We start from the raw sequence: 22,481 nt of genomic DNA, 5'->3' as shown, positions 1-22,481 counted from the left end.
AAGATTGACAAATCAGCGTTTCTCCGTAATAATAGCAATCAGCAAATGAGAATTATTCTCAATTAAAATGATAAGTGCTCATCTTTTAACAAAGGAGGAAGTTTTTCTATGAAACAATGGTCAAAAAGAAGTACTTGGCTTACCCTGCTAGCAGCCTGCTCCCTTACTCTACTGGGTGCTTGCGGTACGAATAATGACTCAACGGATAGCAGTGGATCAGCCACTACTTCTTCAGAAATAGCAACAACCTTTACCGATGCGATGGGAAATGAAGTCACTGTTCCCGAAAACCCACAACGGGTGATCGGTAGTTACTTGGAAGATTATTTGGTCGCTTTAGGGGTAACCCCGGTTGCTCAATGGACAGTCGGCAATGACAGTGATCAAGCATACTTGCAAGACAAACTAGCAGATGTGCCAAGAATCAACTATGATCTGCCCTATGAAGATGTCTTGAGCTTTGAGCCAGACCTGCTGCTGATGGATAGCAATTCCATGGTGGAAGGCGACAAATATGATCAGTACAGTAAGATCGCGCCGACCTATGTGGTCACAAATGGCGAGGAAGTAACCTGGCGTGAACGTCTGACAGATATCGCAAAGGTCTTACACAAAGAAGAGGAAGCTGCCCAAGTAGAAGCTGATTATGATGACTTAGTCGCTACTACCAAGGAAACGTACGCTGATCAAATCCAAGGCAAGTCAATTGCTGTTTTATGGGTGGTCAATAATTCTGTCTTCATGGTTTCAGAAACAAAATCAAGTGGTCAACTGCTGTATCACGAACTCGGTTTTGAAGTTCCCTCGCTTGTTTCAGAAATCAGTGAAAGTGCCACTGCTGACTGGTCTGCCGTTTCTCTGGAAAAATTGGCAGAATTGGATGCCGATTACTTGATTTTAGTGAATAGTGATAAAGGCGCTGATTTTTTCAGCGAACAAGTCTGGCAAAATCTTGATGCAGTCAAAAACAATCATTTATGGGAATTCGGTCCTGAATCAAGCTGGCTCTACAACGGTCCTATCGCCTATACCAAAATGATCGAAGATATCCAGAGCAAATTGGACTAATGCGTTTCAAGTAATTCGTCAAGTAAAACTACTTAACAAATTTCAGGAAAAAGCTAGCATTCCCGCACAAAACATGCTATTATATTTTAGTCTGAGAGATTTCTTAGAGGATTCTTGTATCGTTAGGGGGGAAAATCATGCGCGTAAACATCACATTAGAGTGCACTTCTTGTAAAGAACGCAACTACTTATCAAACAAAAACAAACGTAACAATCCTGATCGTTTGGAAAAGAAAAAATATTGCCCACGTGAAAGAAAAGTTACTTTACACCGCGAAACAAAATAATACTATTTAAGAAGTTCGCAAACGCTGATAACCAAGGCGTTTGCGAACTTCTTTTTTTTCAGACATTTTGCAATGATAGCTGCTGCATTTTTATTTCCCTCTTTACACAACCACTCCCCTATTTTCACTTATTTGCTTTGAACTTTTGAGCCAACTTTTTCTTTGAAGCGACGTATAAATAAATTTTAATGTATAATGTAAAAAAGAAACTAATGTTCAACAAAGGCGGCACATAGAACATGAACTAGCTTTTTCTTCTAGCTGTCCTTTCAATATACTTTGAGTGCCAGTCGATCCTTTCATGCTATACTGCCTATAGGAGGTGAACCCATGCTTGGCAATTTTACGTATCTACCTAGTAACTATCGTCTGTTTTATGGCGCTTTTCTTTTTGCTCTTATTGGAAATATGCTTTTCATTTTCATTAAACACCCTGCTTGGACCTTTAGCTTACCGACAGTGATTATCCTCTTCTTAATAAATGTCTTCTTTTGGACAAAATACAAGAAGAAAGTTATTCCTTGCACAACTGATGCACTGTTTTATGTTCTGCTCTTCCTATTGGTATTTTACAATCACTAACATAATGCTTATTTTGATACTAATTGTTTCTCTTTCCCCTATTTCGTCATAACGAAGGAGTGTTGATGCGATGGAGATTTCCCATATCACGTTGATCGTACAGAATTTAGCAAAGACGACAACGATGCTGGAAACATTGTTTGAAGCAGAGGAAATTTATGATAGCCGAGACCAGCCCCATTCTTACTTCCCAGAAAAATTCTTTTTGATCGATGGCTTATGGCTTGCTGTTATGGAGGATGCCTCCCAGAAGCTGCCGAAAACGTATAACCATATTGCCTTTAAAATCGATCAAACTCAAATCGATTCCTTGATTACGCGCATCCAAGGACTAGGATTGAAGATCGAAAAAGATCGTTCTCGTATCAAAGGCGAAGGTGCTTCCATTTACTTTTACGACGATGACAACCATTTGTTTGAACTACATACTGGTACGTTGGCTGAACGGTTGCACCATTACCGTCTGACAGAAACGAGGTAATCTTCATTGCTAGCAACTGCATTGACTGTTATGGAAAGAATTCCCACAAGAAAGGAAGAAAACAATGAAACTAGATATGGTTGGTATTATCACAAAAAACATGGAACAGGCACTGGCTTTTTATCAAGTACTTGGCTTCACGCCATTAGGTCAGCACTCAGAAGATTATATGGAATTAGCAAACGACGGGGTTCGCATCTCTTTGAATAGCCGCCAGATGGTTGCCGGGATCTACGGACATGCACCAATGACTGTTGGTGACACAATTGAATTAGCCTTTTTATGTGATTCCCCTGAAGAGGTTGATGCCCTTCATGCAAAAGTCGTAGCTGCCGGGTATCAGTCTTTCAAAGAACCTTGGTGTGCCTTTTGGGGGCAACGCTATGCCATCGTCAAAGATATAGACGGCAATCTCTTAAGTTTGTTTGCAATGCTACCTGCCGAAAATTGATTTAAGCTACGACAGTCGGTCCAATGGATCGGCTGTTTTTTTAATCACACCTTCGGGTAAAAAGACAAAATCACGTTTTTATGTCCAATCGGATTCTGATAACCTGAAATGAATGTATCCCTTATAAAACAACGTTTCCCATCATTATAAGCCAAAAATAATCTCTCTATAAAAAAACAAATCCACCCATCCGCTCCTGTTCGCTTGACAAAAAAGAACAAAAGTTCGTATAATCTCGGTAAGGAGTGATAAAAATGGGTGGTTTTAATTATGCGCTCGAGCCAAAACGCGATATCTTATTTATCGATGTCAAAAGTTTTTATGCTTCTGTCGAATGCATCTCGCGCGGCTTAGACCCTATCCAAGCGATGCTGGTCGTCATGTCTCATTCTGACAATACTGGAAACGGCTTAATCTTAGCGGCTTCCCCAAAGGCAAAATCGGCTTTAGGAATTTCAAATGTGACCCGCAATGACAATCTGCCGACGCATCCCGATTTGTACAAAGCATCGCCACGTATGAGTTTTTATATCAAAGAAAACACCAAAGTCAATGATGTCTTTCGCAAATATGTTGGACAAGATGATTTGCTGCTCTATTCAATCGACGAAACGATGATGGATCTGACCCGTACACTGGATCTTTTCATTCCTGATAACACGATTTCTCGCGAAGAAAAACGTTGGCTGATTGCCCAGCAAATTCAAAAAGACATTTACGAAACAACGAAATTGTATGTCACCATCGGTATTGGTGACAATCCTTTGTTAGCAAAACTAGCTTTAGATAACGAATCCAAACACAACCGTTCCTTGATTGCCGAATGGACCTACGAAGATGTCCCGACAAAAGTTTGGCAAATCAGCCCCATGACTGAGTTTTGGGGAATCGGTCGACGCACAGAAAAACGACTTCACTTGATGGGGATTGAATCTATTGAACAATTGGCTCATGCCAGTCCTGATCTTTTGCGCAGTCGCATGGGAATCATTGGTGAGCAGCTCTACCATCACGCTCACGGCATTGACCGCACCATTTTAGCCGAACCGACACCGCAGGTCATGGAAAAAAGCTACGGCAATAGTCAGGTCCTACATCGCAATTATTATTTACAAGAAGAAATCGAGATCGTCATCAAGGAAATGGCAGAGCAAGTTGCCGCTCGAATTCGCCGCCATCATTGTCAGACCGCTTGTATCAATGTTTACATCGGCGTAGCCTTTGGTGAAACTGCCTCTGGCTTTTCCCGACAAATGAAAATCCCGCCAACTGACAATACACGTAAGCTTGTTGCTCATTGCCTATTTCTCTTTCGAAAATTTTATACCGGGCAAGTCGTTCGCCACATCGGTATCACCTATTCAAAATTGGTTTATACAGAAAATGTCCAGCTGGATCTTTTTGAGCAAGCAGAAACGCAATTACGCCAGCGTAAATTAGATTTGATCATCGATAAGATTCGTGAGAAATACGGCTTCACTTCGATCGTTCATGCCACAAGCCGAATGGAAGGCGCTCGTGCCATTGCACGCAGCAAATTAGTCGGTGGTCACGCTGGTGGTCTAGATGGGATCGCCAACATAGGACCTGTCCATCAGCAAAAAGAAAAAGAACCGTTTGCTGATGGTTCAAAAAATACTGGCACTTGACTCGTTTTTCTTTCCTTTTCGATGACAAATCTTAAGATAACATTAACAAACGATCCATTTTTTAAAGATTTATGTAATTTCGAGGCCCCCATCTCCCCCTTTACTTCTTTCTAAGGTACTTTAATAGCAAGGAGTGTGAGCAGATGAAAATTGACAAAATCGAATACAAACGAGTCATCAATGGTGCGGGACACCTTGAGTACGATTTGCTGCAATATTTAGAAAAGAATCGGGCGACTGCTGCACAAAACCTGAAACAGTCTGAGATCGATTACCTTCTGGAAAAAGATATTCAGCATCGGATCATTCAACATGCTCGTAAGAGTTTCTTTGGCGATACAATCGTTTTAAAGGATGAATATGCCGAAGATTATCTTTTATTAAAAAAGTATACGGATATGTTCCAAGAAACATTCTAAAAAAAAACGCAGAACCAACTGGTTCTGCGTTTTTCTTATTCTTCGAAATGTTCTTGATAAACATCATCAACCGTTTGATTTGGGTCGATCACGATATACAGACTCTTCGTTTTTTCACTGATTTTTGTTGATTGGTATACATTATCCAATCCTTCCGTATCTTTGTCCTTGTATGGGAAATAAACAAGATCCGGTGTACCGTTACGGTAAAGAATTTCCATCCGTTCAATATCTTCATATTTCAACGCACGAGCAAACATCCCTAATTCAAGTCCGCCTAAGTTGATGTCATGTGTTGCCACATGATCGCCTTCTTGAAAGATTTCAATTTTGAACCCAGCACATGGATGAATCTCAACGAATTCGCTTCCGTGGATACGGCCAAAACTGGTCGTGATTTGTTTGATCCATAAGTCACCGATGTAACGGCGCTCGATCGTCCATGTTTCTCCATTACGGAAATAAAATTTTAAAGCTTTCATTTCTCTAGCCATGACAAAACGCTCCTTTTTATTAATAATACATTTTAATTCTAACACATAGTCGCTACTGGGACACAAATTAACTTTGGTTTTCGTTGACTTTTTTCATAAACCGAGAGATTTCCACCGCCGCTCGTTGATGAGTCCCTTTAGCAATGAGTTGTTGCGCCCCATCGGTCACCTGATAATCAAACTGGAATCCTTGTTCTTTTTCCCATTGTATAAGAACTGTGATTGTCGCTCCGACTGGTGAAGGTTTCAAATGATCGATCGAAAACTTTGTACCGACGGTGGTAAACCCTTTATCTAAAGTAGGCTCAAGTGCTTCCCAACAGGTGTTTTCCACCATTGCGACTAGTCGAGGGGTTGCTAAAACCGCTAAACCGCCAGAACCCAAAACAGCCGCAGTGTCTTGAAGGTCAACGAGAAAGTCTTTTTTGCTTTCCATTCTTCAGTTATCCCTCCTTCGCTAAATATGCTTGGGCAAACGCCAATAGTGCTTCTTTTTCATTAGGGATTTTTCGTGTGATGACTGCAGCTTCGGCAGCGGCCAAGACTTCTTTGAGCCACGGACCAGAAGAACGATCAACTGTCTGCAGTAAATCACGTCCATTGATCGCCAGCTCCTTCAGTGAATGGATCGGTAGCTGCTGATAGCGCTGACTGATTTTTGCAGGATCATTGGGCAGCTTGTCATAACGCAATAATCCTTCAGCTAAACAGGTTGCTTCTAAACCGAACTGATACAACAGCAGATCGTTCCATTCGCCGTTTCGACGCATTAGCAGTGCTTGATAGACCGTTTGTACTTGGCGGATGCAGTCATTCGAACATTTCCAAGCTTTTAAAAAGCTGCGGACTGCCTCAGGAGCTAAACCGATTTGGTCAATGAGCAATACCCAAGCCGTCGTTTCGTTTTCTAATGGGATCGCTGGCAGGTCTGCCATCCGCAGTAACGCCTCACCGTATTCCCGTAAGCCTGGGCAATAGATATAGCATTCGGTTTCTACTAGTGCTCGTAGTGCTTGGTTCCGATGATTGCCTAACAGCAATTTCACGAATTCAATCATGATCCGTTCAACAGAGATTTTCCCCAACAAGGCATGATTCGCATGGATAGCAGCCAATGTTTCTGTTTCTAAAACAAAGCCCAATTGACTGACAAAACGCAGCCCCCGCATCATTCGTAGGGCATCCTCATGGAAACGTTCCTGCGGGTGACCCACTGCTCGTAAAATCTGATTGTCGATATCTGCCAGACCATCGAAAAGATCAATGATGACCCCATCTTCTTGAAGTGCCAATGCATTGATGGTAAAATCCCGCCGCTTTAGATCTTCTTTCAAGGAACGGACAAAATCAACTTTGTCAGGTCTGCGATAATCCTGATAGGCGGCTTCGGTTCGAAAGGTGGTAATCTCATATTGCGCCTGTTCCCACAAGACCAGCACCGTCCCATGCTCGATACCAATGTCAATGGTTCGAGGAAAAAGCGCCTTGATTTCGGCTGGAAACGCACTGGTAGCAATATCGACATCATGGATCGGCTGGCCTAAAATCGTATCCCGCACGCTGCCGCCAACAAAGTATGCTTCATAGCCCGCGGCTTCGATTTTTTTTAGGAGTGGCGCAGCTTCTGCAAATTCTTTTGGTAGTTTAGTCAGCTTCATGTACTTTCCCATCTTTTCTTTCAAAACGATACGCATCCCGCTGATTGAATTTTGCCATATTTTCCTCAAACACTTCAGTCAGGTCGATGTCTAGTGAATTGGCCATGATCATCGTCACAAAGAGTACATCGCCCAGTTCTTCTGCCACGGTCTTTTCAACTTCATCGCTTTTTTTATTTTTTTCCCCGTAATAGTGATTTACTTCTCGCGCCAATTCGCCAACTTCTTCAGTCAAACGAGCCATTTGGGCGAGGGGGCTGAAATAGCCAGTTTTAAATTGTTGAATATAGGCGTCGACTTCTTCTTGCATCGATGCCAAGGAACGTTTATCTGTCATCTTCTTCACCCTTTCTCGTTTATCTTACCAAAAGAATGGCTGCCTGCCTAGATAGAGCCCCCTCAGGATTTGTTGTACATTCAATGATTTCGTGCTACATTGATACTTGTGGAAGTTGAATAACGGAGGAAACAGGATGCGGGCATTTTTTTCATGGCGAACGATTCGCGACATTGTTTTGATTATTTTCGGTACGAGTATTTATGGCTTCGGTCTAGTCTATTTAAATATCCCAAATGACTTAGCAGAAGGCGGTGTGACAGGGATCACCTTGATCCTGCGAGCCTTATGGGGAATCAATCCTGCCATTAGTACATTGATCTTAAATATTCCGATCATTTTGATCGGTGGCAAAATTCTTGGTCGACGCTCATTAGTGTATACGATTTTAGGAACCTTTGGTTTGTCTTTTTGGTTGGCATTTTGGCAGAGTGTTCCCCTGTTGATCGATCTACAGCATGATCTACTGATCGTCGCACTCTTGGCTGGTTTGATTGCAGGGATCGGTAGTGGGATCGTCTACAAAGTCGGTGGAACAACAGGTGGCGTCGATGTACTGGCGCGCATTTTAGAGAAAAACTTTGGGGTGACGATCGGGCGGTCGCTTTTGATCTTTGATGTGTTCGTCCTGTTGCTTTCTTTGACCTATATAGATTTGAACCGCATGATGTATACCTTGATTTTTTCTTATGTCTTCACTCGTGTGATCGATTCGATCTTAGACGGCGGCTATTCAGCCAAAGGGATTTTAGTGATCAGCAATCATAGCGAAGAGATAGCTCCTGTTTTAATGGATGAATTGGAACGCGGTGTCACGTTTTTACAGGGCGAAGGGGCTTACTCAAGAGTATCGAAACAAATCATTTATATGGTGGTCAGCGGACGGGAGATTTCTGAAGTCAAGCGCATTGTTCATGACTTTGATCCGCAAGCGTTTGTTTCTGTCATCAATGTCCATGAAGTCGAAGGCGAAGGCTTTACCTACTTAAGACCTAAGTCACGGTTCTTACAGCGCAAAGCAGCGGTCTCTAAAACAAAATAAAGACTAAAAAAGCAGTCCCGGTTAAAGGACTGCTTTTTTATTTGTCAGCGGCTTTCTTCTTTTTGTTGGAGCAAGTGCCGATTTACTTCATCGGAAAGTTCCAAGAAGGCATCACGATCCCCATTTTCCAATGCTAGATCGATCTGCCGATACAAGGTATCAATTTTGGTTTTTGCTTCTTCTTTTTCAAGGTACTGGGTAACATGTTGGGTCATTTCTTGATCCAAGTGGTCGTTCCAACGTTCATAAGGATTGTCTTCTAAAACTGCTAAATAAAAGGATTGCGACCAAGAATCTGGAAAGAGACATTCAAGATACAAGGGTTGTTTCCAATTCATGCGAATCTCGTGAAAAATCTGATCAATGTCATAAAAGGTCTGTCCTTCGATACTCAAGACAAAGGGTTCGCCTCCAACTTCCGTACTGCGGACACTTAAGCCCCGTTTGGCTGCGGCTGCCCCTTCTACAAAATGAACATTGGCCAAGATCGCTTCATGGTTCGCCAGATAGTTTAACACCCAAGAGACTTCTCGGCGGCTGAAGGAAACGGTCGAAACTAACCAATTAAGAAACTTTTTCTTTTCTTGTACATTGATGTTCATTTCTCTCACCTATCTTTCTAATAAGTCCTCCACGATCGACTGTACTTCTAAATCACCTGGTTCGTGTGCCAAATAATGTTGTAGCAAATGAAGAGCTTCAGGTAAACGCCCTTCTTCACGTAAGAAAATGCCGTATTCCTTCATAAACGCCGGTTCATGGTGCAAATCAGCATTGGCTTCTTCGTAATATTTTGCTGCTTTGTCAAAATCTTCTAACGCATTGAAGGCTTGCGCTAGATTCCATAAAGCGTGAGGCTGTTCATTGTCTTCCATTCGCTCGATCGCCAAGATCGCTTCTTGCCAACGCGCTTCATTCAAGTATAAATTACTTAAAGTCAGTAATGTATCCTCTTCTTTTTCACCAGTTTCCAGTGCTTTAAGTAAAAATGACTCGGCTGCTTCACTGTCATGAAGTCGGTAAGCATTCTCGGCAGCAAAATGATAGAAATCCACTTGATATGGATCTTCATGAATCCCTTCTTCGATCACACGTTGCGCTTCTTCCAGCTGTTCTTCTTCTTGCAATGCTTCAGCCAAATAAAGATACAAGGCCCGGTATTGGGGATTCATGACCCGCAACTGCTGCAAGTAGCGAATCGCTTGTTCATTTTCCTTCAGCTGCAAATAGACTAAAGCCGTTTGAAAGAGACGCTCGTCCGTCTGTTCGTCTTCTAAGCTTGCTTCAAAATATTCCAACGCCTCTTCAAACTTACCTGCCATACTCAATGACGTTCCGGTCCGTTCAACGATCGAAATCCCCGAAATATCCGTAATATCTTCTTCCAGCAATCCTTGATAAAGGTCAACAGCTTCTTGATAGCGATCCGTTGAAAAAGCTAACTCAGCTAAGGCAAAACGAATCAAGGGTTCCTCTGGCACAAGGCTTTGCGCTTCTTTTAATTTGGCTTCGCTGACTTCCGGAATACCGATCAGTTGATAGAGATCCGCACTCAATAACAAGGCTTGCAGATAAGCTTCACTCGTTGGTGGTATTTGATCGATATAGGTGAAGGCTGTTTCAATCTGGTCTTCTTCCATCGCAATTTCCGCTAAAGGAAGCAGCAAAGCTTCATTTTCAGGATGCCGCTGCTGCAAGGTTTCAAATAACGTTTTCGCCTCTTCTAAAAAACCGATCTGCAGTAATTCATCGCCTAAAGCGCCAAGTGTTTCATCATCATCTTTTTGCAGTGCTTCGGTAAAATTCAATTGTGCTTCAGCCAACTCTTCTGCGGCTAGTGCTTTTAACATTTTTTCACTATAAGTTTCCATTTAGACCCCTCGAATCTCATTGATTAATCGCTGATAAGTCTCCATCGTTTGGACAAGATCTTTCTCCTCGATTTCCGTTCTGCCCCCTATTGTACCAACTTTTGCCAAAAATAACAGTTTTTTTTCTTTTTGCTGCAATTCTAGTACACGGCTGAAATATTCGCTTAAGGAAAAAGACTCGGGCAATTCGATAGGAAAGCCTAATCGTGCAAGCCATTGGCAAAATACTGGCAGATCGACAGTCAACTGCTGCTGCTGGACTGTCCAAATAAAATGAAACAAAAAGCCAAAGAACAATTTCATCGCATCAGACAGCAAGTGACCATTTTCTGTTTGATAAGCAGCATCGGCAAAGAGTTGCCCAAACTCCTCTAATTCGCGTCCCGACTGCTGATACAATTGGATCAGCTGATTGGTATAAGCTGCCAACGAGTGTCTCATCAATGCCTGATGACTGGGGTACGTTCGATAAAGTTCCTTTAAAAAATCGCTATCGGCAAGCACGCCACCACGGATCAGGGTCAAAAAGTCGACAAGTTTCCCATCGATTTGCTTTTCGGCAATCGTCTGATCGAAAATAACAAATTGTGGTGCATTAGGATTTTCCAGCATCGGGATATCTGGCTTTTTCACAACGATCGCTGTTTCTTTGACACTTTTGGCTAAGGCCCGCAAGGAAACAGGAATCAACCAAAGCTGTGTCGATAGGACCGAAGTCGCATGGATAAAACTGCTCAGTGCCAATACACCTTCATTCCCAAACCCGACGATCAACAAGGACTCTTGCTTTGAAAAGCGACCGAAGAAATCCATCGCGGCCTTAAATTCACTAAAGTTGTTGCAATACATTTGGTTGGTACAAATATACCAATTGACCTCGCGCGGCAAAAACAGGCGGGTTACTTTTTCTGAAAAGCGGTCATAATAACGCTGATTCGTCAAAATGATCACCTGCTGCGGCTCGATCGACTGTCCTTTCATGACCGATGCCAATGTTTCCCCGTAAGAAATCTGGGTTTCTTGCTCATTTCTGTAAAAAACAGCTTCCATCGGCTCACTCCTTTGTTGCTACTACTTACTATTATAGCAAGAAGCCGTTGAAACACCTACTAAATCGCTAACCATTAGGAAGTATTTTCGCCGATTTGTCCCATGATTCTATGCCAAAAAGCAAAAAACATGGTTTCCTGTATTACAAAGGAAACCATGTTTTTTTCTAAACCAAAAGCGAGTAAAGTGATTGATTTTGCTGAAGGTTGATGTAGCCTTGATCAAACTGTTCAATTCGTGACAGTAATGCGGGTAGATCGTTTTTTTGTTTCAACAAGATTCCCAGCATTACTGGTCCTGTTCCACGATTGATTTTTTTCGTATATTCAAACCTCGTGATATCATCATCAGGCCCTAATACATGGCTAACAAATTCCTTCAACGCACCGGGACGTTGTGGGAAATTGACGATAAAATAATGTTTCAATCCTTGATAAATCAGTGATTTCTCTTCGATCTCTGCCATGCGGGAACTATCATTGTTACCACCACTCACAATACAGACGACCGTCTTGCCTTTGATTTGCTCTTTGATCTCATCCAGAGCTGCCACGCTCAAGGCACCAGCTGGTTCAGCGACGATCGCTTGTTTGCTGTATAATTCTAGAATCGTTTGGCAGATTCCACCTTCTTCCACCGTTACCAATTGATCCACATAGCGTTTGGCATGGGCATAGGTCTGAGCTCCGACTTGTTTGACTGCCGCACCATCGACAAAGGTTTCAATATGCTCTAAAGCCACCGGTCCTTGGTGATCAAAGGCTGCTTGCATCGAGGCGGCCCCTACAGGTTCTGCTCCAACAACTTTTATATTTGGCTGCTTTTCTTTCAAATAGGCTGCGGTCCCGCTGATCAAACCACCGCCACCAATGGCTGCCACCACCAAATCGATCGATACTTGTTTTTTTTCAGCATCCGCCAACATTTCCACGGCTACTGTTCCTTGTCCTGCGATAATATTGGGATCATCAAAAGGAGCAATGAAAGCCATTTGCTTTTCTTTTGCAAATTGTTTGGCAGCCTGCGCCGCCGCATCAAAGGTATCTCCCACCAATTCGATTTTGACGTAGTCGCCGCCGAAAAAGAGAACTTGCGCGACTTTTTGTTGCGGCGTCGTTGTTGGCATGAAAATGACCGCATGGATCTGCTGTTCTTGGCAGGTATAAGCAACGCCTTGGGCATGATTTCCGGCACTGGCACAGACGACGCCACGACTGGTCTGCACAGGATCTGCTTGGGTGATCGCATAGTAGGCACCTCGTAATTTGAAGGAGCGGACTTTTTGCAAGTCCTCTCGCTTCAACAAAACCGTCGCTTGGTATTTTTCAGATAAAAAGCGATCATACTGCAGCGGTGTATGACTAACTGCTCCCCGCAGTCGTTCATATGCTTGTTCGATTGCAGAAACTGTCACCAACAAACGCGCCACCTCTAATCTTTCGCAACAAACGGCATCATTTTCCGTAACTCGCTGCCGACTTTTTCAATTTGATGGTTGCTGTTTTCTTCACGCATTTTATAGAATTCAGGGAAGCCATTTTGATTGTCTTCAATGAATCCTTTCGCGAATTGACCATTTTGGATATCTGTCAATACGGCTTTCATGTTTTCTTTGGCTTGTGCGGTGATCACCCGAGCACCGGAAACGTAGTCGCCATACTCTGCCGTATTCGAGATCGAATGGCGCATTTTTTTGAATCCTCCTTCATAAATCAAGTCAACGATCAGTTTCAATTCATGACAAACTTCAAAATACGCCAATTCCGGTTGGTACCCGGCTTCTACCAATGTTTCAAAGCCCGCTTCGATCATGCTGGTCAAACCGCCACAAAGTACGGCTTGTTCCCCGAAAAGATCGGTCTCGGTCTCTTCTTTAAAGGTCGTTTCCAAAACGCCGACCCGTGTGGCACCAATGCCTTTTGCATAAGATAAAGCTGTCGCTTGTGCGTTGCCAGTCGCATCTTGATAGACTGCAAACAAGGCTGGCACCGCAAACCCTTCGGTAAAGGTTCGACGCACCAAGTGGCCCGGTCCTTTAGGCGCAACTAGGAACACATCCACCTCTTCTGGCGGCGCGATCACATCAAAATGAATATTAAAACCATGCGCAAATGCTAATGCATTGCCGGCAGAAAGATTCGGTTCGATCTCATTTTTATACAACGATCCTTGGATCTCATCGGGTGCCAAGATCATGACTACGTCCGCTTTTTGAGTGGCTTCGGCTACTGGAAAGACTTCAAATCCGTCGTTTCTTGCAGCTTCTGCTGACTTTCCTTCACGAATGCCGATAAAGACTTCATGACCTGTGTCCCGTAAATTTTGCGCATGAGCGTGCCCTTGAGAGCCGTAGCCGACGATCGCAATCTTCTTGTCTCCTAGATTATCTGTAACTTCCTCGTTGTAATATACTTTTACCATACTTGTTTCCTCCGAATTCTTTCTTTATTTTAAGCAATTCAAAATTGCACTTACCCTCTTGTAAAGCCAGTGACACCCGTTCGTGCCAACTGTTTGATCCCGTAGGGACGCAAAACTTCGATGCATGCTTCTACCTTTTTCGTATCGCCGGCAACTTGCACAACGATCGTTTTCAGTGCGACATCGACAATGTGCGCTCGAAACGGATCAATCACTGCTTGGATCTCCGAGCGGCTAGTGGTTGGTGCATTGACTTTGATCAGCACCAGCTCTCGTTCGATATGAGGAACTTCTGTAATATCAGAAACCTTCAAGACATCTATTTGTTTATTTAAATGCTTGGTCACTTGTTCTGTTTCTGCCAAATCGTTCACGTTGACAATGATCGTCATTCGTGAAAACTCTGGCCGTTCCGTTGTGCCGACAGAAATACTCTCGATATTGACCTGCCGGCGGTTTAAGACACTCGTGATGCGGCTCAAAACACCTGCTTCATTATGGACGATTGCTGCTAATACCCGTTTCATCCCCTTAGACCCCCATCATTTCATGATTGGCTTTCCCCGGTGGGATCATCGGCAACACATGCTCTGAGGGCGAGACCATTACTTCGATCAGTTGCGGCCCCGTATGTGCAAAAGCTTCCGCTAGCATAGCAGAAAGCTGAGTGGGTTCATCGATCCGACAGCCTTCGATGCCATAAGCTTGTGCTAGTTTAACAAAATCAGGTTGCTGTGCAAAAACAGAGGCAGAGCGTCGTTTGCCATGAAATGTTTCTTGCCATTGGCGGACCATTCCTAACGAACGATTATTCAACAAAACAAATTTGACATTCAAGCCATACTCATTCAAAATAGCAAATTCCTGGTTTGTCATTTGGAACCCGCCATCGCCAACAAACACCACGACCATTTTTTCTGGATGAGCAAATTGGACGCCAATTCCCGCAGGGATACCATAGCCCATCGTGCCTAGTCCGCCACTGGTGATCAACTGCTTAGGAAAGCGAAACGGATAATACTGCGCGACCCACATTTGATGCTGCCCAACATCGGTGATGACGTAAGCCTCTCCTTTGGTCAAACGCCCTACTTCTTCGATGACTTTTTGCGGTTTGATTTCTTGTGCTTGAGTGCGATCATAGCGATAAGGTTTTTCCGTCTTCCGTTTTTGACATAGATCCGACCAGGTAGACCACGTTCCTCTAGTTGGCGGATACCGTAGCATCTGTTTCAAAGCAGCCTTGGCATCGCCGACGATTGGGATCTTTGTCTCTACAATCTTGCCGATCTCCACCGGGTCGATGTCGATATGAGCAACGATGGCCTGCTTACCGAACTGACTGCCGGCAGTCGCTAAGCGATCATCGAAGCGAGAGCCGATATTGATAATCAAATCGGCTTCTGATAAAGCCATGTTCGCCGCATACGTTCCATGCATACCGCCCATGCCCAAGAAAAATTGATGATCATTTGGCAGTAAGCCTAAGCCGAGCAACGTTGTGACTGTCGGCAACTTGTACTTGGCAATAAATGCATTTAATTCAGCCGCAGCTTCAGCCGCGATCACGCCTGCACCAGCCAGTACCACTGGTCGCTGTGCTTTTTCTAAAACGTGCATCAATTTTTCAATTTGCAGACGGGAAGGCTCTGCATTCGGTTGATAACTTTTCCTTGTGATCGGCAATGAGCAGGTTTCAGCGGTTTCTTGCAATGTAATATCTTTCGGAAGGTCGATCACAACAGGTCCCTTACGCCCAGTTGAAGCGATGTGAAAGGCTTCAGCGATCACTTTCGGTAAGTCATCCACACAACGGACTTGGTAATTGTGTTTCGTGATCGGCAACGTGATACCTAGAATATCCGCTTCTTGAAAAGCGTCTTTGCCAATTCCTGGTACGGCCACTTGCCCCGTGATAACCACCAACGGTACGGAATCGCTCATAGCATCGGCAATGCCAGTAACGACATTCGTAGCACCTGGACCACTTGTCACTAAAACGACCCCAACATTGCCAGTAGCTTTGGCATAGCCTTCAGCGGCGTGGATCGCGCCTTGCTCGTGACGCGTCAAAATATTCGGAATCGCTGCATCATATAATTGGTCATATAACGGTAAGACGGCGCCACCCGGGTAGCCAAAGATCATTTCGACGCCTTGCTCTTGCAAGCTGTCCACTAACACTTGCGCGCCAGTCCTTAGATGCGATGCTTGATAGTCGATGTTTTCCATTGCTACTCCTCCTCATCAGGTACTCGCATAATCCCGCCCGTATTCGCAGAGGTCACTAAAGCGGTATAACGTGCAAGCCATCCTTTTTTTACTTTTGAACGAAACTTCGGTCGTTCTTGCGCACGCTTGGCAAGCTCTTCTTCTGAAACTTGCAGATTTAGCGTTCGATTTGGCAAATCAATAATGATCTCATCGCCATCGTTGACTAGTCCTAATGGACCACCGGCTGCAGCTTCCGGAGAAATATGTCCAACTGCGATCCCCCGCGTCGCTCCTGAAAAGCGGCCGTCTGTAATCAAGGCGACATCTTTGCCTAACCCACGACCAACGATACTTGAGGTAGGCGCCAGCATTTCCGGCATTCCCGGCCCCCCTTTCGGGCCTTCATAGCGGATCACTACGACATGTCCTTTTTGTACGGTATGATTGTCAATTGCTGCGACTGCTTCATCATGAGAATCAAAACAGATCGCTTTCCCTTTGAACACTTGGACACTTGGATCAACCCCGCCAACTTTGATGACACTGCCTTCTGGGGCGATGTTTCCGTACAAGATCGATAGACCGCCAACTGGACTATACGGATTTTCTTTCGGATGGATGACTTCTTCGTTGTGGATCTTCGCTTCAGCGACATTTTCTCGCAACGTCTTACCGGTAACAGTCGGTCGATCGGGATGAATCGCTCCCTCGATATCACATAGCTCCCTAATGATCGCTGAAACCCCACCGGCTTCATGGACATCATGCATTGAATAGGCTGATGATGGCGCGATTTTTGAGAGATAAGGCACTCTTTTAGCGATTTCATTGACCCGTCTTAAGTCATAATCGATCTCAGCTTCATTGGCGATCGCTAAGGTATGCAGCACTGTGTTGGTGGACCCCCCCATCGCCATGTCTAAAGCGAAGGCATCATCAATAGCTTCTTTGGTCACGATGTCTCGAGGTTTCACTTGTTTTTCAACAAGATCCATCAACTTAAAGGCGGCTTGTCTAACTAGTTCTCGTCGTTCTTCAGACACGGCAAGAATCGTACCATTGCCTGGCATTGCCAATCCTAAGATCTCTAAGAGACAGTTCATTGAATTGGCAGTAAACATCCCTGCACAGGAACCGCAAGTCGGACAGGCATTTTGTTCCATAAACTCAAAATCTTCTTTTGTCATATTACCCGTCTTGTACGTCCCAACGGCTTCAAACATGGAAGATAAGGTTATTTGATGTCCCCGAGGATCAATGCCGGCTTTCATAGGACCGCCGGAACAAAAAATTCCTGGTACGTTGGTCCGCATGGCTGCTAAGATCATGCCAGGAGTGATCTTGTCACAATTTGGGATATAAAATACGCCGTCAAACCAGTGGGCATTGATGACGGTTTCTGCAGAATCAGCGATCAATTCTCGGCTAGGTAGCGAATATCGCATACCGATATGTCCCATAGCAATGCCATCATCTACGCCGATTGTATTGAACTCGAAAGGGATGCCGCCAGCTTCACGAATCGCTTCTTTTGCGATATCTGCTAACTCCCGTAAATGCACATGCCCAGGCACGATATCGATATAGGAATTACATATCGCAATAAATGGCTTGTTCATATCATGGATATTTTTAACTTGTCCTGTGGCATAGAGCAGACTCCTAGCTGGCGCTGCATCGATCCCTTTTTTAATTTGATCACTTCTCACACTCATCATCTCCTGCATTTTGGAATAAAAAAAAGCATCCCGGTTATAAAAAACTGGGATGCTTTGCCAGAATCCCATTTTACTTACGCAAATAGGACTCAAACAAACGGATAATTTTTGCTTCCGTGTTCTAAGTCCTGGTATCAATAATAATGACTAATAAATATTGATTAAAATTACGCATAGAAAATGGCTCCTTCATTAGAAATAGTAACGTTCTTGTAATTGTTTACCAATATACCCTTTGCAAAATCACTTGTCAACGAATTTTCTGAATTTTTTTTCAATAATGACAATTCTAAGGAACCCTTTCTCACATCAGATGTCATTTAATCACTTGCTTGTTTTGATAAAAATGACTTTTAAATCACCTTTATTCTTGCTTGAGAATTAAAGTGTGCCAGCAACCCATGTTTTTTTAAGATCAAAAGAAAAACAAAAAATAATTTTGAATTTTCTGACAATAACAACCGATTCTTTTCCCATTCGTTCCGCCTGCATGGTGGCAGTCCCTAGTTAGACAAAAGAAAAAACCCTTGATTACTCAAGGGTTTCTACAAGACTCAATTATTTCACTGCGTCTTTAAGAGCTTTACCTGGTTTGAATGCAGGTACTTTGCTAGCAGGGATCTTGATTTCTTCACCAGTTTGTGGGTTGCGTCCTTTGCGTTCTGCACGAGAACGAACTTCAAAGTTACCAAAGCCGATCAATTGAACTTTTTCACCGTTAGCTAAAGCGTCTTGAATTGTTGAGAATACAGCGTCTACTGCTGCAGTTGCGTCTTTCTTAGTTAAGTCAGTAGCTGCTGCAACTTTTTCGATTAATTCTGCTTTATTTGCCATGGATGGTTTCACCTCCTGATATTTTTTTTGATGTCATGCATCAACAAAAATCTTGAGTGGTCCAAGGTTTTTGTCAAATATTGATTACCATCAATATTCTGATATAACGTTATCATAAGAACCTTGTAATATCAAGGATTTTAACGTTTTTAGGGGGTTTTTTTTTGGTTTTTTCCCATTTTTCTAGAAAAGGACAGATTTCTTTGTAAAAAGAAACAAAGTATGATAAAATCTCTATTTTCTTCTGCGTGGAATGATCCGAATCGGCGTTCCTTCAAAAGTGAATGCCTTGCGGATTTGATTTTCTAAGAAACGCGCATAAGAGAAATGCATCAGTTCTTCTTCGTTGACAAAAATAACAAAAGTTGGCGGTTTGACAGCCACTTGCGTCGCATAAAAAATCTTCAAACGTTTGCCTTTGTCTGTTGGTGTTGGGTTGATCGCCACCGCATCCATAATGACGTCATTCAACAACGCAGATGGAATACGCATGTTTTGATTCATGCTGACTTCTTCGATCAACTGCGGCAACTTATTCAAGCGCTGTTTCGTCACTGCGGAAACGAAAATGATTGGTGCATAATCCAAATATTGGAATTCATCTCTGATTTCTTCTTCAAAATCACGCATCGTATTCGTTTCTTTTTTCAATGTATCCCATTTATTGACAACGATAATGATTCCACGGCCTGCTTCATGGGCATAGCCAGCGATCCGTTTGTCTTGCTCGCGAATTCCTTCTTCGGCGTTCAAGACCATCAAGACGACGTCTGAACGTTCAATGGCCCGCATTGCTCGCATGACACTGTATTTTTCAGTAGATTCGTAGACCTTCCCTTTTTTACGCATGCCGGCGGTATCGATCATGGTAAATTCTTGACCGCTTTCGCTAGTAAAATGGGTATCGATCGCATCACGAGTCGTTCCTTCGATATCTGAAACAATTACTCGCTCTTCTCCAAGAATCGCATTGATCAAGGAGGATTTCCCGACGTTTGGTCGACCGATCAAACTAAACTTGATAATGGAATCGTCTTCTTCTTCCGCTTCATTGGTAAAGTGTTTGACTGCTTCATCTAGGACATCACCGATCCCTAATCCATGACTTCCTGAGATTGGGTATGGATCGCCCAGACCTAAACCATAAAATTCATAGATATCGTTGCGCATCTCGGGATTATCAACTTTGTTGACCGCTAAAATCACGGGTTTGTTGCTTTTGTATAACAAACGAGCCACAAGCTCGTCAGCATCTGTTACTCCTTCACGAGCACTCGTAATAAAAACAATGACATCTGCTTCATCGATGGCGATTTCTGCTTGATGCTTGATTTGATCCATAAACGGCTCATCACTTAAATCGATCCCACCAGTATCGATTACGCTAAACTCACGGCCTAGCCATTCACCAGTGGCATAAATACGATCTCTGGTCACTCCTGGAGTATCCTCAACGATCGAAATTCGTTCTCCAGCTATCCGGTTGAAAATGGTCGATTTCCCCACATTCGGACGTCCAACGATCGCTATTGTTGGATTTGACATTTTTTACCCTCCATTTAAAAAAGCAGTCCTTGTACGCTGCTTCTTGTATTCAATCTTACTTAGTTTACCTAAAGCCATGGAAAGTTGCAAGCTTTCTCGGCAAACAAAAAATCAGCTTATAACAAATTCAAACATCGAATCGTTATAAGCTGATGGCATACAATTACTCTTCGTCGCTGTCTTTTAAGGCATCGCCTAAGATATCACCCATGGTAAACCCAGTTGATTCTTCTGGCAATTGATAATCATCCTCTGAAACTTCTTGTGTTTCATTGGTATTTTCTGCTTTTTCTAATGCTTTGATACTTAATGCGATTCGGTGTTCTGAAGGGTTCACTTCGAGCACTTTCACTTGCACTTCATCGCCTTCTTGTAAGACTTCATGTGGTGTCGCAATGTGTTTATGGGAGATTTGTGAAATATGGATCAGCCCTTCAACACCTGGGAAGACTTCCACAAACGCACCGAAGCTTGTCAAACGTTTAACAGTCCCAGTTAAGACACTGCCAACAGCCGCTTGCTCTTCAATATTGGTCCAAGGTCCAGGCAATGTGTCTTTGATTGAAAGAGACACACGTTCTTTGTCTGCATCAACAGATAAGATACGGACGTTGACGGTATCTCCCACAGACAAAACGTCACTCGGTTTGCCAACATGCCCATGTGAAATTTCAGAGACATGGACAAGTCCATCGATGCCGCCTAGGTCCACGAAGGCACCAAAGTCAGTCAAACGAGCTACTTTTCCTTCTACTTCTTGTCCTTCATATAAATCAGCTAGTAAAGCTTCTTTTTGTTTTGCTTTTTCTGCTTCAACAACAGCTTTATGAGAAAGGATCAAGCGGTTTTCAGAAGGCTCGATCTCAACGATTTTAAAGGTCAATGTTTTCCCTTTGTAATCTTCAAAATCCGCAACAAAATGATCTTCGACCATTGATGCTGGAACAAACCCACGAACCCCTACGTCAACCACTAATCCGCCTTTAACGACGTTGGTGACTGGTGCTTCGATGATTTTTCCTTCTTGGAAATCTTTTTCGATATCTTCCCAAACTTTTTTCGCATCTAAGCGACGTTTAGAAAGGAGATAGCTGCCATTTTCTTTGTCTTTCCCAATTGCTGAAATCACAACTAATTCTAAGACATCCCCTACTTTGACTGCTTCGTTGATGTCTTCAACAGGTAAAGTCGATAATTCTTTTGCAGGAACAACGCCTTCGACACCGGCGCCTTCGATCCCTACGATCGCTTGTTTATCCTCAATGGCCAATACCTCGCCTTTAACGATATCTCCAACTTTTACTTCTTGGAAATTGTCTAAAGCGGCTTCCATTGATTCATTTCCACTCTCAACCTGATTATTTTCAAATTCTGTCATCTCTCATGTCCTCCTAACCAACAATTCTGCAATAATTGCACTACATCTTTTAGTTTAAAATAGAATGAAAAAAAAATAAAGCGATTTCTCTTATTTTCCTAAAAAACTACGGTTTTTTCGTTGAAAAAGTCTTTTCACGTCTGTTTTCTTGCTTGCTTTCATCTTTTTCGTAGGAAAAATAAAAAAACAATGGGGAACACCCATTGTTTTCGCTAGTCGATCTTTTCTTGGATCGTTTTTTTGATCGCTTCTACGACTTGCTCGATTGTTAAACCGGAGGTGTCAATTCGAACGGCATCTGTTGCTTGTTTCAAAGGGGAGACTTCCCGATGAGAATCCAAGTAATCTCTTTGCTGAATCTCTTCTTTTAAAGTTTCATAATCGGTACCGATCCCTTTTTGCTGATTTTCTTTGAAACGGCGCTGCGCCCGTTCTTCCACACTTGCTACCAGAAAAATCTTGACTTCTGCTTGTGGTAAAACCGCCGTACCAATATCGCGGCCATCCATCACGACACCGCCATCTTTAGCGATCATCTGCTGTTGTTGGACTAGTTTTTCGCGGATCGCAGGGTATGCCGATACCTTCGAAACTGCGTTGGTTACTTCTGGCTGACGGATCGCTTCTGTGACTTGCTCTCCTCCTGCAAAGACCTCTTGACCGTGTTCAGTCGGTTCAAAAGTGATGGGGTATTGATCGATCAAAGCAGCGATCGCCGCTTCATCCTCTAATGAACAGCCGCTTTTTAAGGCCAAATACGTGATGCTGCGGTACATGGCCCCGGTATCTGTATAAATAAACCCTAAATCATTGGCGATGATTTTTGCCACGGTACTTTTCCCAGATGACGCCGGACCATCAATAGCGATGTTGATTTTTTTCATTTTTCTTACTCCTCGTTTCCCAACGATGTGTATTCCTTCATCGTTTCTGCTTATCGTTCACCTTGGCTTCTTCCTACCAAGAAAAAAAACCGCCAAAG

Annotated in this window: 23 protein-coding genes; 7 read left to right on the top strand and 16 right to left on the bottom strand. The window is 43.3% G+C overall.

Going from position 1 to position 22,481, the window contains the following annotated elements; genetic code table 11:
- The first annotated feature begins 108 nt into the window (after positions 1 to 108).
- From IGJ42_RS05325 to IGJ42_RS05300, 6 genes are all read left to right on the top strand, one after another.
- Positions 109 to 1,068: an ABC transporter substrate-binding protein gene (locus tag IGJ42_RS05325; protein WP_016621235.1), complete on the top strand. Its 960-nt coding sequence runs from the start codon at positions 109 to 111 to the stop codon at positions 1,066 to 1,068.
- A 137-nt stretch (positions 1,069 to 1,205) separates the two neighbouring features.
- Positions 1,206 to 1,355, top strand: coding sequence for a 50S ribosomal protein L33 (gene rpmG, locus IGJ42_RS05320; RefSeq protein ID WP_005229384.1), 150 nt, complete (start codon positions 1,206 to 1,208; stop codon positions 1,353 to 1,355).
- Positions 1,356 to 2,007: 652 nt separating this feature from the next.
- The gene (gene fosX, locus IGJ42_RS05315; protein WP_008381069.1) at positions 2,008 to 2,418 is read left to right on the top strand and encodes a FosX/FosE/FosI family fosfomycin resistance hydrolase; all 411 of its coding nucleotides are present in this window, start codon (positions 2,008 to 2,010) and stop codon (positions 2,416 to 2,418) included.
- 64 nt (positions 2,419 to 2,482) lie between these two features.
- The gene (locus IGJ42_RS05310) at positions 2,483 to 2,869 is read left to right on the top strand and encodes a VOC family protein (RefSeq protein WP_061053912.1); all 387 of its coding nucleotides are present in this window, start codon (positions 2,483 to 2,485) and stop codon (positions 2,867 to 2,869) included.
- Between the two features lie 254 nt (positions 2,870 to 3,123).
- On the top strand, positions 3,124 to 4,518 hold the full coding sequence (locus IGJ42_RS05305) for a Y-family DNA polymerase (protein ID WP_016613094.1): 1,395 nt from the start codon (positions 3,124 to 3,126) through the stop codon (positions 4,516 to 4,518).
- A gap of 143 nt (positions 4,519 to 4,661) precedes the next feature.
- Positions 4,662 to 4,937 carry a hypothetical protein gene (locus IGJ42_RS05300; protein WP_008381063.1) on the top strand — a complete coding sequence of 92 codons (276 nt, stop codon included), beginning with the start codon at positions 4,662 to 4,664 and terminating at the stop codon, positions 4,935 to 4,937.
- Positions 4,938 to 4,972: 35 nt separating this feature from the next.
- On the opposite strand, the gene IGJ42_RS05295 is transcribed toward IGJ42_RS05300, so the two are convergent.
- The 4 genes from IGJ42_RS05295 to IGJ42_RS05280 form a co-directional block, all read right to left on the bottom strand.
- Entirely contained in the window at positions 4,973 to 5,431 is a 459-nt protein-coding gene (locus IGJ42_RS05295; RefSeq protein ID WP_008381061.1) for a hypothetical protein, read from the bottom strand.
- 67 nt (positions 5,432 to 5,498) lie between these two features.
- On the bottom strand, positions 5,499 to 5,867 hold the full coding sequence (locus IGJ42_RS05290; RefSeq protein ID WP_008381059.1) for a thioesterase family protein: 369 nt from the start codon (positions 5,865 to 5,867) through the stop codon (positions 5,499 to 5,501).
- A gap of 7 nt (positions 5,868 to 5,874) precedes the next feature.
- The gene (locus IGJ42_RS05285; RefSeq protein WP_086299632.1) at positions 5,875 to 7,089 is read right to left on the bottom strand and encodes a CCA tRNA nucleotidyltransferase; all 1,215 of its coding nucleotides are present in this window, start codon (positions 7,087 to 7,089) and stop codon (positions 5,875 to 5,877) included.
- Positions 7,076 to 7,426 (bottom strand): nucleotide pyrophosphohydrolase, encoded by a 351-nt coding sequence (locus IGJ42_RS05280; RefSeq protein ID WP_008381054.1) that lies wholly within the window; start codon positions 7,424 to 7,426, stop codon positions 7,076 to 7,078. Before IGJ42_RS05280 ends, IGJ42_RS05285 begins: the two co-directional genes overlap by 14 nt.
- Positions 7,427 to 7,562: 136 nt before the next feature.
- On the opposite strand from IGJ42_RS05280, the gene IGJ42_RS05275 reads away from it, so the two are divergent.
- Complete coding sequence (locus IGJ42_RS05275) at positions 7,563 to 8,468, top strand: YitT family protein (RefSeq protein ID WP_005237068.1); 906 nt, start codon at positions 7,563 to 7,565, stop codon at positions 8,466 to 8,468.
- 44 nt (positions 8,469 to 8,512) lie between these two features.
- Here IGJ42_RS05275 and IGJ42_RS05270 read toward each other — a convergent pair whose 3' ends face one another.
- The 12 genes from IGJ42_RS05270 to cmk form a co-directional block, all read right to left on the bottom strand.
- Positions 8,513 to 9,070 (bottom strand): YpiB family protein, encoded by a 558-nt coding sequence (locus IGJ42_RS05270; protein WP_008381051.1) that lies wholly within the window; start codon positions 9,068 to 9,070, stop codon positions 8,513 to 8,515.
- A gap of 9 nt (positions 9,071 to 9,079) precedes the next feature.
- Positions 9,080 to 10,339, bottom strand: a complete 1,260-nt coding sequence (locus IGJ42_RS05265) for a tetratricopeptide repeat protein (protein WP_061053910.1) — start codon at positions 10,337 to 10,339, stop codon at positions 9,080 to 9,082.
- Positions 10,340 to 11,389: a hypothetical protein gene (locus IGJ42_RS05260; protein WP_008381049.1), complete on the bottom strand. Its 1,050-nt coding sequence runs from the start codon at positions 11,387 to 11,389 to the stop codon at positions 10,340 to 10,342.
- Positions 11,390 to 11,555: 166 nt separating this feature from the next.
- Positions 11,556 to 12,809, bottom strand: a complete 1,254-nt coding sequence (ilvA, locus tag IGJ42_RS05255) for a threonine ammonia-lyase IlvA (protein WP_061053909.1) — start codon at positions 12,807 to 12,809, stop codon at positions 11,556 to 11,558.
- Positions 12,810 to 12,820: 11 nt separating this feature from the next.
- Positions 12,821 to 13,810, bottom strand: coding sequence for a ketol-acid reductoisomerase (ilvC, locus tag IGJ42_RS05250; RefSeq protein ID WP_005237076.1), 990 nt, complete (start codon positions 13,808 to 13,810; stop codon positions 12,821 to 12,823).
- 50 nt (positions 13,811 to 13,860) lie between these two features.
- Positions 13,861 to 14,337 carry an acetolactate synthase small subunit gene (gene ilvN, locus IGJ42_RS05245; RefSeq protein WP_005229349.1) on the bottom strand — a complete coding sequence of 159 codons (477 nt, stop codon included), beginning with the start codon at positions 14,335 to 14,337 and terminating at the stop codon, positions 13,861 to 13,863.
- A gap of 4 nt (positions 14,338 to 14,341) precedes the next feature.
- Positions 14,342 to 16,042 carry a biosynthetic-type acetolactate synthase large subunit gene (ilvB, locus tag IGJ42_RS05240; protein ID WP_086332198.1) on the bottom strand — a complete coding sequence of 567 codons (1,701 nt, stop codon included), beginning with the start codon at positions 16,040 to 16,042 and terminating at the stop codon, positions 14,342 to 14,344.
- A 2-nt stretch (positions 16,043 to 16,044) separates the two neighbouring features.
- The gene (gene ilvD, locus IGJ42_RS05235) at positions 16,045 to 17,733 is read right to left on the bottom strand and encodes a dihydroxy-acid dehydratase (protein ID WP_008381045.1); all 1,689 of its coding nucleotides are present in this window, start codon (positions 17,731 to 17,733) and stop codon (positions 16,045 to 16,047) included.
- 567 nt (positions 17,734 to 18,300) lie between these two features.
- Positions 18,301 to 18,576, bottom strand: coding sequence for an HU family DNA-binding protein (locus IGJ42_RS05230; RefSeq protein WP_003126821.1), 276 nt, complete (start codon positions 18,574 to 18,576; stop codon positions 18,301 to 18,303).
- Positions 18,577 to 18,810: 234 nt separating this feature from the next.
- Positions 18,811 to 20,121, bottom strand: a complete 1,311-nt coding sequence (gene der, locus IGJ42_RS05225) for a ribosome biogenesis GTPase Der (RefSeq protein ID WP_005237082.1) — start codon at positions 20,119 to 20,121, stop codon at positions 18,811 to 18,813.
- A 163-nt stretch (positions 20,122 to 20,284) separates the two neighbouring features.
- On the bottom strand, positions 20,285 to 21,499 hold the full coding sequence (rpsA, locus tag IGJ42_RS05220; protein ID WP_005229333.1) for a 30S ribosomal protein S1: 1,215 nt from the start codon (positions 21,497 to 21,499) through the stop codon (positions 20,285 to 20,287).
- A 212-nt stretch (positions 21,500 to 21,711) separates the two neighbouring features.
- A complete protein-coding gene (gene cmk / locus IGJ42_RS05215) occupies positions 21,712 to 22,383 on the bottom strand; it encodes a (d)CMP kinase (RefSeq protein ID WP_005237085.1) in 672 nt (223 codons plus the stop codon).
- Positions 22,384 to 22,481 lie beyond the last annotated feature (98 nt).

Source organism: Enterococcus sp. DIV1067f (assembly GCF_050543505.1).
GTDB lineage: Bacteria > Bacillota > Bacilli > Lactobacillales > Enterococcaceae > Enterococcus_D > Enterococcus_D entomosocium.
The sequence above is the reverse complement of the archived record's forward strand: the minus strand, read 5'-3'. Positions and strand labels throughout refer to the sequence as shown.